The sequence below is a fragment of the Crystallibacter degradans genome, assembly GCF_012952295.1.
Taxonomy (GTDB): Bacteria; Actinomycetota; Actinomycetes; order Actinomycetales; family Micrococcaceae; genus Crystallibacter; species Crystallibacter degradans.
In genome coordinates, this window is record NZ_JABBCH010000014.1 from 1 (window position 1) to 12,711 (window position 12,711).

Sequence of the window (12,711 nt, forward strand, 5' to 3'; positions counted from 1 at the left end):
AGACCTACCTCGCCGAAACCGCTCCTTGGAACGATATGAGCCGCGGCGTGACCCACCAGCTCAACGGGCCGGACGAGCAGGCGAAGAAGATCGGCCTGAACCCGCTCTCCAGCGGCGCCAAGACCGAAGACGAAGGCCTCTACCCCGTCCAGCACGGTTACTGGCTGCAAAGCATGAAGGCAGCTGTCGAAGCCGAAGCCGCCGAGAAGAACAACGCCTAAGGAGCATCGACGATGACTGCAACCGCTGAACAGCCCGCCACCGCCGTCGCACTGGAGGACATCCAGCAGTTCCTCTACCGCGAGGCACGGTTCCTGGACGACCGCGAATTCGAGAAGTGGATCGACTGCTACCACCCCTCGGCCGAGTTCTGGATGCCGGCCTGGGACGACAATGGCGAGCTCACCGGGGACCCGCAGCGCGAGATCTCGCTGATCTACTACTCCAACCGCGGCGGCATCGAAGACCGGGTCTTCCGGATCCGCACCGACCGCTCCAGCGCCACCAGCCTGCCCGAACCGCGCACCGGCCACAACATCACCAACGTCGAAGTCATCGAGCAGCGCGGTGACACAGTGGACGTGCGCTTCAACTGGTTCACGCTGTACTACCGCTACAACAACGTAGACACCTACTTCGGCACGTCCTTCTACACGCTCGATTTCTCCGATGCCCAGCCGGTCATCATGAAGAAGAAGGTTGTCCTGAAGAACGACTACATTCACCACGTCGTGGACGTTTACCACATCTGATCGAGCGGCTGCCGGACCTGATAACCGTCCGGCAGCCGAAGGCATCGCCTCCCCAGACAGCCCCGGTCCCGATGGAAACGAGTTCCCCATGTCCTATCAAGTTGCCCTCACTTTCGAAGACGGTCTGACCCGGTTCATTAAGTGCAATACCTATGAAACGGTGGCCGACGCCGCCTACAAGGCCCGCATCAACATCCCCTTCGACTGCCGCGACGGCGCGTGCGGTACGTGCAAGGCTTTCTGCGAGTCGGGGAATTACGACGCCGGCGAGTACATCGACGAAGCGCTCACCGAGGACGAAGCGGACAAGGGCTTCTGCCTGCCGTGCCAGATGGTCCCGGAGTCGGACCTGGTCCTGCAGATTTCCGGCACGGCCGAAATGGCGAAAACCGGGGCCCAGACCTTCAAGGCGAGGATCGCGGACCTGCACTGGTTCGCGGACAACACCGCCGGCTTCACGCTGGACATCGAAAACCGCGAGGAGCTGTCCTTCCTGCCGGGCCAGTACATGAACGTGGCCGTCCCGGGGACGGACGCCATCCGCTCCTATTCCTTCAGCAGCGGGCCCGGCTCCGAACAGCTGAAGTTCCTGGTCCGCACCGCCCCTGACGGTGCCATGACCGGCTACCTGAAGGACCGCGCGCAGACCGGCGACGTTCTCGAGCTGACCGGACCGATGGGCAGCTTCTTCCTGCGCGACATCAAACGTCCCACCCTGATGCTGGCCGGCGGCACGGGGATCGCGCCGCTGCTCGCCATGCTGGAAAAGCTCGACACCACCGAACTGGGCCATCCGCTGCACCCGATCCACCTGGTCTACGGCGTGACCTTCGACAAGGACCTGGTGGAGCTGGACAAGCTGGAGTACTACGCGGAACGGATCAAGGAGTTCACCTTCGACTACTGTGTGGCCGATCCGGACAGCAACGCGGAGAAGAAGGGCTACGTCACCCAGCACATCGCCGAGGAGCAGCTCAACGGCGGCGACGTGGACGTTTATCTCTGTGGACCGCCGGCCATGGTCGACGCCGTACGCAAGTACTGGGACGGGCAGGGCATGGTGCCGGAGAACTTCTACTACGAGCGTTTCGCCGTCGGCTCCACCAGCTCCGTCAAGGAGACGGGGGAGGAACACGAAGGCCAGCCCGGCCACACCGAAGTATCCGGTGACAACCGGTGAGCGCCATGATTTCCCCCGGCGGCTTCGAGAGCTAGTTTCCTGCCGGCCGCATCCCGCGGCCGGATCCTGCCGGCCATAGACGGCCGCGCAGTCCCCTCCCGACACGAATCCCTATCGCGTCCTGTCTCCAAACAGGCGCCGGACAAAGGAGTCTGTACATGAGTGTTCTGACCGAATCCGCCGCGACCGCAGCGCGCGGCCGCAAAACAGTCCGCTGGGTGGTGCTGATCGCCGCCCTCGCACTGGTCTTCGACGGCTACGACCTGGTGGTGTACGGCACCGTGGTGTCCAGCCTGCTGGACGATCCCAGCCAGCTCGGCCCGCTCGATGCGGCCCAAGCCGGTGCGTTGGGCAGTTATGCCCTGGTCGGCGTCATGGTCGGTGCCCTCGTGGTCGGAGCCGTCGGCGACTTCCTCGGCCGTCGCAAAGTCATGCTGATCAACATCGCCTGGTTCTCCATCGGGATGGCGCTGACCTCCATGGCCACCAGCGTCTTCGCCTTCGGCATCCTGCGCTTCCTGACCGGTATCGGCGTCGGCGCGCTGGTCGCGACGGCGGGAGCTGTCGTGGCCGAGTTCGCCCCGGCCGGCAAGAAGAACTTCTACAACGCCATCGTCTACTCGGGCGTCCCGGCCGGTGCCACGCTGGCCTCGGTGCTTGCCATCGTTTTCAACGGCATCCTCGACTGGCGCGGATTGTTCATGATCGGCGCCTTGCCCATCGTGTTCCTGCTCCCGGTGGCCCTGTTCAAGCTGCCCGAGTCGCCCCGCTGGCTGCAGGCCCGCGGCCGCCAGCGCGAAGCGGAACTACTGTCGGCGAAGACCGGCATTCCGCTGCTGGCAGCTCCCGCCTCGACGGCGGCCACGGCGTCGGCAACATCGGCCGTGCAGCAGAAGGCCGGTTTCGCCGGTCTCGCCAGCCGGCGCTACGCAGTCCCCACCGCCTTCCTGGGCATCATGAGCTTCTCCGGACTGCTGCTGACCTACGGGCTGAACACCTGGCTGCCGGAAATCATGAGCCAGTACGGGTACGACAAGAACTACTCGCTGATGTTCCTCGTGACGCTCAATGCCGGCGCCGTGGTCGGCGGCCTGATTGCATCCCGGTCGGCGGATAAGTTCGGCGCCAAGCGGATTGTATCGACAACCTTCGCGCTGGCCGCGGTGTCCCTGGTCCTGCTGACCTTCGGCTTCCCGCTGCCGGTGCTGCTGACCGCGATCGCCATCGCCGGCGTCGGTACGCTGGGCACCCAGGTGCTGATCTACGGCCTGGTCTCGAACTACTACGCCACCTCGGTGCGCGCCGCAGGCGTGGCCTGGTGCGCTGGCTTCGGCCGCCTCGGCGGTATCTTCGGCCCGTTGCTCGGCGGTTTCCTTATCGCAGCCGGGGTACAGACCGCGACGGCGTTCTACGTCTTTGCCGCCGTTGCCTTGGCCGGAGCACTGGTGACTCTGTTCCTGCCCAAGCGTCCGGTCACCGAGGAGAACTCGGGCCTGGCCGAGGAGCGCCAAGCGCCAGCGATGGCCGGGGCAGCTAGCATTGTCGGGAATGACTGAGACCAAAACCGAGCCCCTGGCGGGGCGATCCGCGGAACTGGCGGCGCTGGCAGCAATGGCCGGCGCCGCTGGTTTGGCCGACCCACAGGTAGCCATCGTCCACGGCGCTGCGGGCATGGGGAAATCCAGCCTGGTGGAGCTTTTTCTGTCCCGGCTGGATTCCGGCACAGTGCTGCGGGCAGCAGGCACCCGCTGGGAAACAACTCTGGACGGAAGCGTCCTGGCCCAGCTGCTGCGAGGTTACGACGACGGCACAACAGCACCCGGCTCTGTTCCCGCCGATCCCGCAGAGGCCGGGCAGTTGCTGCTGGCGCGGCTCCGCTCTGCCTGCGTTAACGATGCCTGCACGAACAATGCTGGCGGCCTCGCTGCCTGCGCCCATGGTGCCGCTGACGGCGCCGGCTGCCCGCCGCTCGTGGTCTGGGTCGACGATGTGCAGTGGGCCGATGAATTCTCCTTGCGCGCGCTGGTCTTCGCCCTGCGGCGACTGGATGCCGAACGCGTGCTGGTCCTGCTGGCAGTGCGCGATGACCAGTGGTGGCAGCTCCCGGCCGGTTTCCGCGAATTCGCCGGTTCGGCTGCCGTCCAAAAGCTCCGGCTGCGGCCTTTGGTCCCCGAGCACGTCGTGTCGCTCGCCTGGTCGGTGCGTGCCTTGGAACTTCCCGCGCCCATGGCACTGCGGCTCTGTACCCATACCGGCGGCAATCCGGGCTACGTCCACCAGTTGTTGCAGGAGCAGCCGGACGACTACTGGAACGAGTGGCACGAGCACCTGCCGGCCCCGCTCCGCCTGACGGACGAGATCGAAACCGCGCTGTCCGGTGCCCGGGCCGCGACCCGTGCTTTGGTGCAGGCCGCTGCGGTTTTGGAATCCGGTTGTCTGCTCGCCGACGCCGTCGCCCTTGCCAACGCCGCCGGAACGGACAGCATGGAGGATCCACTGTCCGCCCTGGACGAGGCCCGTGCGCTGGGACTGTTGAAGATCGGCGCTGATCTGCAGGTGCTGAGCTTCCCCTATCCCTTGGTCCGGGCTGCCGTCTACGCCTCCCTGACCGCCACCCAGCGCGCGGCACTGCACGGCTCCGCTTCGTCCATGGGGGACGATGAAGGCGAGCAGTTGTTCCACCTGGCTGCCGCCGCGGCGCTGCCTGACATCGGTCTGGCCAAGCAACTCGATGCGTACGCCGCGCACCAGGCAGAGCGCGGGGCGTGGCTGTCCGCAGCCGCTGCCCTGCTGCGCGCCAGCTATGTCTGGCCCGATGCCACCGGCCGGCAGCAGCGTTTGCTCCAGGCACTTGACGCCCTCGTCGCCGCCGGCGACCTGCCCCGGGCCAGCGCCTACGCGCGGCAGGTCGCAGGTTTCCGGCCCGGCCCGTTGAAGGAAGCCGTACTGGGCTACCTGGCCGTCCTCCGCGGCAGGGAAACCGAGGCGGACATGCAGCTGGACAAGGCCTGGCAGCAGTGCAATCCGGCATCGTCGCCGGACATCGCGGCAATGATCTGCCAGCGGCGCGTTCTGCATGCCTTGGCCGCGCAGAACGGAGCAGACCTGATGCTCTGGGCCCAGCGCGCCATCGAACTGGCGCCGGAGGATTCGCCCGCCTTTATCGAATCGCGCTCCATCATGGGTCTGGGCTTGGCAGGGCTCGGCCGCATCGAGGAAGCGCACGCCCAGTACGGGAAGTTTCCATCGCTGAAGGCCCTCGGAGCCCAGCGCCAGAGGGTACAGCTGGGCCGCGGCTGGCTGCTCCTGGCCCAGGACGAGCATTATCTTGCCCGCGACCAGCTCGCCGCCGCCGTCCCCACCGAGTACCATCTGGGTTCAGGCCGGATCGCGCAATGGGCCCAAGGCTGGCTGGCTCGGGCGGAGTTCGAGCTGGGGGACTGGGACGAAGCGCTGCGCACGGTGGAGCGGGGGCTGCTCCAGCAGGAACGCCTGCAGATCCAGCTTGCCCGCCCGCTGCTCCATCTGACCGCCGCCCAGATCCATGCCTTGCGGGGCGATACGGCCAAAAGCGCACTCCACCGGGACGCTGCCCGGGCGCCGGCGGACAGTTACGCGATTATGCAGCTGCCCGCCGCCATGGCCGCCGCCTTCGTGGCCGAAGCCGCTGCGGATTACGACGGCGTGCTGCGCGCCCTGGGGCCGCTGCTGCAGTTGGACAGAACCCACGGGATGGACGAGCCGGGGTTCTGGCCGTGGCACGATGTCTACGCCAACGCCTTGGTGATGACCGATCGGATGGTGGAAGCGGCCGGTTTCCTTGTGCCGCATGAAGAGCTGGCGGCCAAGCGCGGCCACCGTACCGTGATGGCCCGGCTGGCGGTGCCACGGGGCCGGATCCTCGGCGCCGAGGGCAGGCTGAATGAAGCCCGCGAGGTATTCGAAACGAGCCTCGCCGGCATCAAGGATCTGCCGGCGCCGTACGTCAGGGCGCGCGGAAACTTCGCCTATGGGCAGATGCTCCGCCGGGCCGGCCAGCGCCGGGAGGCTGCCGACGTCCTGGCCCGCGCCCGGGACCTTTATCTGGCCCTCGGCGCCAGCGTCTATGTAGAGCGGTGCGACCGGGAGATCCAGGCCAGCGGACTGCAGAGCACGGGCCGCCGGGGCGCGTTGGATTTCTCCGTCCTGACCGCGCAGGAAATTGCCGTGGCCCGGCTGGTGGCGGAGGGTCGGACCAATAAAGAGACCGGTCTGGAGCTGTTTATCGCGGCCAAGACGGTCCAGTACCACCTGACGCGTATCTATTCGAAGCTGGGCATCAGCTCCCGTAGTGAACTGGCCGCCCGCTATCGGGCCGAAACCGAGGAAGGTTAGCGCCGACGTCGTTCTTGGGATTTCCTGATTATCTGTGACGTAGGCTACTTTCCTACTCGGCAGTACGGATTTCGGCGCCTATGCTTCTGGATTGGGGAACAGCTTCGACCGCTCGACGGAGAGCAAGGCACCCCACGATCTTTGGGAGAATGCATGTTCGAGATTTTCAAGGACCGCAACAAGCAGTACCGTTTCCGGCTGCTCGGCGCCAAGAACAAGGTCATAGCGGTCTCGGAGGCGTACGCAGAGAAGTCTGCCGTGGTGGCCGCGATCAACGCGACGCGCGAGTACGCCGCTACCTCGCGGATCAAGGACCGGTCCGTCCTGGCCGAGGTGCCCGAGCTGGCGCAGGCCGCCGCGGCAAGCTGAAGCCGTGCCTCGGGCTACATGAGCCGGGAGCGCTCCTTCCATTCCTGCAGCAACCGGGCCAGTTCGGGGCGGGAAAGGTTCTTCCGCAGGCCCATCGCCACGTTTTGCGGCCGCTGCATCTCGCCTTCCTTGGCGCCCAGCACCATGACCCAGCCGGCGAAAACCGGAACGGTCCACTGCAAGATCTTCAGCTGCCGCTGTGCCTGTGCCAGTTCTTCCGACGCCGTCGGGCTCGGCTCGGTGGCTCCGTCGGCACCTTCCTGCGAGAGCTTTTCGACCTTCCGGCCCAGCAACCCCGCGTACGCGGTCACGCCGGCGCCGGTTAGCGTCACAATGGCCTTGTAGACGGAAAGCCGGGCCACGCCGTGCTGGCTGCCCAGCCGGTCCGCGTTCTTCAGCACGAGCGGAATGCCGGAGAGCAGATGGGCGCCGAAGGCTCCTGCCTGGACGGGAGCCCATTTCTTCCAGCCCAGGCTGGACAGGCGGGCGCGCTCTCTGGGGTCCTTGGCCTGCGCGGCTGCGCCATTGAGCCCGATGGCACCCATGAGGGAGCCGCCGAACCAGGCGCCTGCAGTCAGATCGTGGACGGACCGGGCAATGAGATTTCCTGACATTGTGAACTCCTGGAAAGACAGCTTGCAGGGAAGGTTATAAGCATACTTACTGTCTGCGTTCCGGTCGAGCCCTTAGTCCTGATCCTCCAACGCTTTCCGGGCGCGTTGCAGTCCGCGCCGCGCCTCCGCCGCGGAGCGCGCGGCTTCTTCCAGACGGTCTTCGGCAGCCGAGGCTTCCGTGTCCACGGCCGTGATGCTGCGCTCCAAGGTGCGGATCCGGCTTTTCAGCTCCGCCAGTTCCGCCGCGAGGCTCTCCCGTTTGGCGGTAATGTGCTCCACCTCGGCTTCGGCCACCTGCTCGCCGGCTTCCGTCTCGGCCAGGCGGCGCGCAGCCTTGTCCACATCAGCCTGGGCTTTTTGGCGGCGCCGTTCGGCTTCTTCGGCCCGGCGCTGTTTCTCCCGGTCCGTCCGGGCGGCACGTTCGGTGCGGCGCTTGGCCAGCTCATCCACCGGTTTCTGCCGGGGCTTCGGCGCCGTCGGAGCTACCTCGCCGATAGCCTCCGGGACGGCCACCTTGCCGTCCAGTTCCACCGGATCCAGTCCGTTCGAGGACAGCGAATCGGTCAGCAGGCCGCTGGCCACCGCGGCCGCCGCAGCCGGATCAGCCATGGCCGCGCGCAGGGTCTGCTCCACATCCGCGGCGATGGTTTCGCTGACCGGATGCCCGAGCTCTTTCGCCAGCTTCCGGCCCTGTTTCGCGATCGCCGCCAGCAGCCGGTGCCGCTGGTCGCTCAGCTCGCGCAGTTGCTGCGGGTCCAGCTTGTCCTGCGCATCGCGCATGGCCGCTCCGAGCTCGATAACGCCGTCGATCTCTTCGCGCCGGTGGGCGGCCAGCATGTTGATCAGCCACGCCGCGGTGGACGGCTTCGGCAGGCCGCGGACCCGCTTGGACACGTCCTTGTCGGTCTTGCCCAGCTCCTTGGCCCGCTCGTTGCGGGCGGCAGTGAAGTCCTTGGGTAGAAGGGCATAAAGTTCGACGGCGATGCCCGCCAGATCCGTGTCCCCGGTTTCCTGGCTCATGGGCCGGGACGTCCGCTGCCAGTGTTGTCCTCCACAGTGCCACTGTAGCCCTCGACAAGGGCGATACCGCCGGGTAAGCATGGAGGGTGGCTGTGATCGGATTCCATGCATCCCATGAACAGGTCAGTCCGGCGCGGCTGTTGACCGATGTCCAGCTCGCCGAGGCTGCGGGTTTTGACGCGGCCATGTGCTCGGACCACATTGAACCGTGGTCGGTGCGGCAGGGGCACTCCGGTTTCGCCTGGTCCTGGCTCGGCGCGGCGCTCGCGTCCACCGGGCTGCGCTTCGGCGTGGTCACTGCGCCCGGGCAGCGCTACCATCCCGCGATCATCGCGCACGCCTCCGCCACCCTGGCGGTCATGTTTCCCGGGCGGTTCTGGCTGGCGCCGGGCAGCGGCGAGAACAGCAACGAGCACATCACCGGCGACGCCTGGCCGTCCAAGGATGTGCGCCAGCAGCGGCTTGAGGAGTCGGTAGAGGTGATCCGCCGGCTGCACCGTGGCGAGGAAGTAACCCACCGGGGTCTGGTCACCGTTGAGCACGCCCGGATCTGGGAGGTGCCCGAGCCCAAGCCCGAGCTGATCGCCCCGGCGATCAGTATTGACACTGCCCGCCGCGCGGCTGCCTGGGCGGACGGCTTGATCACGGTCAACCAGCCGCCGGCCCAGCTGAAGAAGGTCCTGGAGGCCTACCGGAACAACGGCGGGCACGGCAAGGCGGCGCTGCAGGTGCACCTGTCCTGGGCGCCCTCGGAGGAGGCGGCCGTCGAAATAGGCCTGGACCAGTGGCGGACCAACGTCTTCCCGCCGCACGTGTCCGCAGATCTTCCGACGGCCAAACATTTCGACGCCGTCAGCGAGCACGTCGGCGAAGACCAGCTGCGGCAGTCGGTCAACGTTTCGGCCGACACCGGCCGGCACGTTGAGTGGCTGCAGGAATACCTGGACCTGGGGTTCGACGAGTTGTACCTGCACTTCGTCGGCCAGGAGCAGGAGCCGTTCATCAACGCTTTCGCGGAAAAAGTGCTCCCGCAGCTGCGCTGACCTGGATTGTGCTGGCCTGATCTGCAATGAGGCGGCCGGGCCAGCGGGCCGCGTCCGCAGGACGAAGAGAGGAAGTTCGCGTGAGGATCACGGACACATCGGACCTGTGGTGGAAGACCGCCGTCGTCTATTGCCTGGATATTGAAACGTATTTTGACAGCGACGGCGACGGCATCGGCGACTTCACCGGACTCGCCCAGCGCGTGGACTACCTCGTGGACCTCGGCGTCACCTGTATCTGGCTGATGCCGTTCTATCCAACACCGGACCGCGACGATGGGTACGACGTCACGGATTTCTATGGCGTGGACCGGCGGCTGGGCGACCACGGGGACCTGGTGGAGTTCCTGCGCACCGCTAGGGACCGGGGGATGCGGGTCATCGCCGACCTGATAGTGAACCACACGTCGGACCAGCATCCGTGGTTCCAGTCCGCCAAGCAGTCCAAGGACAGCCCGTATCGGGACTACTACGTGTGGCGTTCGGATCCGCCGCCGCCCACGTCGAAGCAGGTGGTGTTTCCGGACCAGGAGGACTCCATCTGGACCAAGGAGGAAACCACGGGGGAGTGGTACCTGCACCGCTTCTACAAGCACCAGCCGGACCTGAACGTCACCAATCCCGCGGTCCGGGACCAGATCGCCAAGGCCATGGGGTTCTGGCTGGAGCTCGGGATCAACGGCTTCCGGGTGGACGCCGTGCCGTTCTTCCTTGAGACCATGGGCGAGGAGCCGGAGGAACTGCCGGATCCGCACGAATTCCTGCGGGACCTGCGCCGCTTCCTGAACCGGCGCTCCGGCGAGGGAATCCTGCTCGGCGAAGTCAATCTGCCCTACAAGGAACAAACGGCGTTCTTCGGCGGCAGCGAGGGCGACGAGCTCAATGTCATGTTCGACTTCATGGCCATGCAGAAGATGTACCTCGCGCTGGCGCGGCAGGATGCGCGGCCGCTGGCAGAGACGCTGGCCAAACGCCCGGCCATCAACCCGGACAACCAGTGGGCCACTTTTGTCCGGAACCACGATGAGCTGACGCTGGATAAACTCTTTCCGAAGAGGAGCGCCAGGAGGTCTTCGCGGCGTTCGGGCCGGAAGAGCGGATGCAGCTTTACGGGCGGGGGCTCAAACGCCGGCTGCCGCCGATGCTGGGCGGGGACCCGCGCCACATCAAGATGGTGTACTCGCTGTTGTTCTCGCTGCCCGGCACGCCGGTGCTCTACTACGGCGAGGAGATCGGGATGGGCGAGGATCTGGAGGCCGAGGGCCGGCTGGCAGTCCGGACGCCGATGCAGTGGACGGACGGAACGAATGCCGGCTTCTCCACCGCGCCGTCCGGAAAACTCGTGTCGCCCCTGGTTGACGGCGGTTGCGGCCCGCAGTTCGTCAACGCCGCCCAGGCCAAACGTGCCCCGGACTCGCTCTGGAACTTCATGGCAACGCTGATCCGGCGCTACCGCGAATGTCCGGAACTCGGGTGGGGTCGGTTTGAACTGCTGCAGCAACCCGCCACGTCGGTGCTGGCCCATCGCTGTACGTGGGAAACGGCAAGCCTGGTGCTGGTCCACAACCTGAGCCCGGAACCGGCCACCGTGACCATTGATCTAGCCACGGAGAATGAACCTGCGGACAAATTTGTGGGTTCGGTGCTGCTGGATCTGCTCGGCGACGACGACGTGCAACTGACCGACGGCGGCAGGTGCGAACTGCCCCTTGGCGGTTACGGCTACCGCTGGCTGCGGGTGCTGCACGCCGAGGACCGCCGGTTGCCCTAAGCCCTCGGGCTGCCTGAGGTCCCCGCCTGCCCGAGGGCACGGGCCTACCGGTTGGCTTGCAGCAGCCCAGCCCTGGCCATGGCGTCCGTGTAGGCGGCATGGGCCTCATCGAGCCACTTTTGCTGGTCGGCGGGTTTGCCCGCAAAGGCCCTGCCGCCGAGCGCACGGACCTTGTAGGTCTTGAAGCCGCGCTTTTGAATGTCCGGAATCTTCGATTTCAGCAGCAGGTCCGCCAGCTTCTGGGCCTCGCCGCCATGCGCCACCAGTGCCGACGCCCGCGGGACCAGCCGCAGGAACTTCAGCAGCGGCTTGAGTCCTTCGGAAATCTGCGCGGCGGTGAGCTTGCCGTCCTGCTCGTCGAAGACGTACCAGGGATACGCGTTCCACGGCATGACGTGCTCGGGGCGTAGGCCTACGGACTCGTAGACTTCCAGCGTCCGGGCGGCTGTTTCGTCGTCGTTCTCCGTGGAGATGAAGCGGGAACCCGCGCCGGGGCCGGGACTGGCGAACAGGCTCACGATCCGGCACTCGTCCACATCGTGCACCGGATCGACGAAGGGTACCTCGCTGCCGGGCTTGCGCTCCACAAGGGATTCGCACAGTTGGTTGACTTCGGCGATGTTCGGGTCGAACCGCCTGCTCCATTGTTGTTCACGGTATGCCGGGTCTGCCATGCGTCGCATCAGAATTCCTTTGTGCCGGATCTACGATGAGCAGCTGTTGCTCTTCGACGGGCGGCCGACCAGCAGGGGACGACCGTCCATCTCCTGCCTCTCAGCCTACTACCGTCCGGCGGGCCCGGTCAGCGCCCCTCTGCGGAGCGGCTGAGATTACTGACCGCGGCGGGGCAGTCCGGTGCGCGCCATGGCGTCGCCGTAGGCAGCCTGCATGTCGTCCAGCCACTGCTGCTGCTTCTCGGGGGAGCCGGCAAACGGGCGGCCGCTGAGGGCGCGGACCTTGTAGGTTTTGAAGCCGCGGCGGTAGATCATCCGGTTTTCCGTCTTGAGGAACAGATTGGCCAGCTTCTGCGCTTCGGTGCCGTGGGCCACCAGCGCGGACGCCCGGGGCACGAGCGCCAGGAAACGCAGCAGCGGCTTGACGCCCTCGGCGATCTGGGCCGGAGTGAGCTTGCCTTCGGCGCCGGGAACCAGCCACGGGTAGGCGTTCCAGGGCATGACGTACTCGGGGCGCAGGCCGACCTGCCAGTGGACGCCAAGAAGCCGTGTCACCGAGTCATGGTCGCCTGCAGAAATGAAGGCGCCCGAGTCGGGGGCAGGGCTGGAGAACAAGCTGATGATCCGGCACTGGTCCGTGTCGTGCATCGGATCGATGTAGGGGACTTCACTGCCCGGCTTGAGTTCCTTCAGTGCGTCGCACAGCTGGTTGACGTCGGAGACGTTCTCATCGTAGCGACGGTTCCAGAGCTGTTCCTGCTGAGTTTCTACTGCCAGACTTTGCATTGAGTGCGGTGTCTCCTACGGGATGCGAACGGAAGATAACGACGACGGGGCCTCGTCGGGTGGCTGGGATACCTCGCCGGAGAGCCCGGCTGGCTACATCCAGCGTACCAAGTGTTCATCCGGCATTT

Annotated in this window: 10 protein-coding genes and 2 pseudogenes; 8 read left to right on the forward strand and 4 right to left on the reverse strand. The window is 66.1% G+C overall.

Features of this window, described 5'->3' with window-relative positions:
• From HGO92_RS17955 to HGO92_RS17980, 6 genes and pseudogenes are all read left to right on the forward strand, one after another.
• Positions 1 to 221: pseudogene (locus HGO92_RS17955) on the forward strand (benzoate 1,2-dioxygenase large subunit); the annotation flags it as partial.
• A 12-nt stretch (positions 222 to 233) separates the two neighbouring features.
• A complete protein-coding gene (benB, locus tag HGO92_RS17960; RefSeq protein ID WP_169997261.1) occupies positions 234 to 752 on the forward strand; it encodes a benzoate 1,2-dioxygenase small subunit in 519 nt (172 codons plus the stop codon).
• Positions 753 to 840: 88 nt separating this feature from the next.
• Positions 841 to 1,932: a benzoate 1,2-dioxygenase electron transfer component BenC gene (gene benC, locus HGO92_RS17965; protein WP_169997263.1), complete on the forward strand. Its 1,092-nt coding sequence runs from the start codon at positions 841 to 843 to the stop codon at positions 1,930 to 1,932.
• A 158-nt stretch (positions 1,933 to 2,090) separates the two neighbouring features.
• Entirely contained in the window at positions 2,091 to 3,488 is a 1,398-nt protein-coding gene (locus tag HGO92_RS17970) for an MFS transporter (protein ID WP_169997265.1), read from the forward strand.
• The gene (locus tag HGO92_RS17975) at positions 3,481 to 6,306 is read left to right on the forward strand and encodes an AAA family ATPase (protein ID WP_169997267.1); all 2,826 of its coding nucleotides are present in this window, start codon (positions 3,481 to 3,483) and stop codon (positions 6,304 to 6,306) included. The genes HGO92_RS17970 and HGO92_RS17975 overlap by 8 nt, the downstream gene beginning before the upstream one ends.
• Before the next feature lie 153 nt (positions 6,307 to 6,459).
• On the forward strand, positions 6,460 to 6,675 hold the full coding sequence (locus tag HGO92_RS17980; protein ID WP_205834671.1) for a YegP family protein: 216 nt from the start codon (positions 6,460 to 6,462) through the stop codon (positions 6,673 to 6,675).
• A gap of 14 nt (positions 6,676 to 6,689) precedes the next feature.
• Here HGO92_RS17980 and HGO92_RS17985 read toward each other — a convergent pair whose 3' ends face one another.
• Together HGO92_RS17985 and HGO92_RS17990 are read right to left on the reverse strand one after the other, a co-directional pair.
• Positions 6,690 to 7,289, reverse strand: a complete 600-nt coding sequence (locus HGO92_RS17985; RefSeq protein ID WP_240974739.1) for a hypothetical protein — start codon at positions 7,287 to 7,289, stop codon at positions 6,690 to 6,692.
• A 72-nt stretch (positions 7,290 to 7,361) separates the two neighbouring features.
• Positions 7,362 to 8,309 carry a hypothetical protein gene (locus HGO92_RS17990; protein WP_169997271.1) on the reverse strand — a complete coding sequence of 316 codons (948 nt, stop codon included), beginning with the start codon at positions 8,307 to 8,309 and terminating at the stop codon, positions 7,362 to 7,364.
• Between the two features lie 86 nt (positions 8,310 to 8,395).
• Between HGO92_RS17990 and HGO92_RS17995 the strand changes: the two genes are divergently transcribed.
• The gene (locus tag HGO92_RS17995) at positions 8,396 to 9,352 is read left to right on the forward strand and encodes a TIGR03885 family FMN-dependent LLM class oxidoreductase (RefSeq protein WP_169997273.1); all 957 of its coding nucleotides are present in this window, start codon (positions 8,396 to 8,398) and stop codon (positions 9,350 to 9,352) included.
• Positions 9,353 to 9,432: 80 nt separating this feature from the next.
• Positions 9,433 to 11,123: pseudogene (locus tag HGO92_RS18000) on the forward strand (alpha-amylase family protein).
• Between the two features lie 44 nt (positions 11,124 to 11,167).
• On the opposite strand, the gene HGO92_RS18005 reads toward HGO92_RS18000, so the two are convergent.
• Both HGO92_RS18005 and HGO92_RS18010 read right to left on the reverse strand, forming a co-directional pair.
• A complete protein-coding gene (locus tag HGO92_RS18005) occupies positions 11,168 to 11,806 on the reverse strand; it encodes a uracil-DNA glycosylase family protein (protein WP_169997275.1) in 639 nt (212 codons plus the stop codon).
• 147 nt (positions 11,807 to 11,953) lie between these two features.
• Complete coding sequence (locus HGO92_RS18010) at positions 11,954 to 12,583, reverse strand: uracil-DNA glycosylase family protein (protein ID WP_169997277.1); 630 nt, start codon at positions 12,581 to 12,583, stop codon at positions 11,954 to 11,956.
• Positions 12,584 to 12,711: the final 128 nt, after the last annotated feature.

Coding starts and splice junctions, on each gene's coding strand:
- benC (WP_169997263.1), top strand. CDS start 841: ATGTCCTATCAAGTTGCCCTCACTTTCGAAGACGGTCTGACCCGGTTC.
- HGO92_RS17985 (WP_240974739.1), bottom strand. CDS start 7,289: ATGTCAGGAAATCTCATTGCCCGGTCCGTCCACGATCTGACTGCAGGC.
- benB (WP_169997261.1), top strand. CDS start 234: ATGACTGCAACCGCTGAACAGCCCGCCACCGCCGTCGCACTGGAGGAC.
- HGO92_RS17975 (WP_169997267.1), top strand. CDS start 3,481: ATGACTGAGACCAAAACCGAGCCCCTGGCGGGGCGATCCGCGGAACTG.
- HGO92_RS17990 (WP_169997271.1), bottom strand. CDS start 8,309: ATGAGCCAGGAAACCGGGGACACGGATCTGGCGGGCATCGCCGTCGAA.
- HGO92_RS17980 (WP_205834671.1), top strand. CDS start 6,460: ATGTTCGAGATTTTCAAGGACCGCAACAAGCAGTACCGTTTCCGGCTG.
- HGO92_RS18010 (WP_169997277.1), bottom strand. CDS start 12,583: ATGCAAAGTCTGGCAGTAGAAACTCAGCAGGAACAGCTCTGGAACCGT.
- HGO92_RS18005 (WP_169997275.1), bottom strand. CDS start 11,806: ATGCGACGCATGGCAGACCCGGCATACCGTGAACAACAATGGAGCAGG.
- HGO92_RS17970 (WP_169997265.1), top strand. CDS start 2,091: ATGAGTGTTCTGACCGAATCCGCCGCGACCGCAGCGCGCGGCCGCAAA.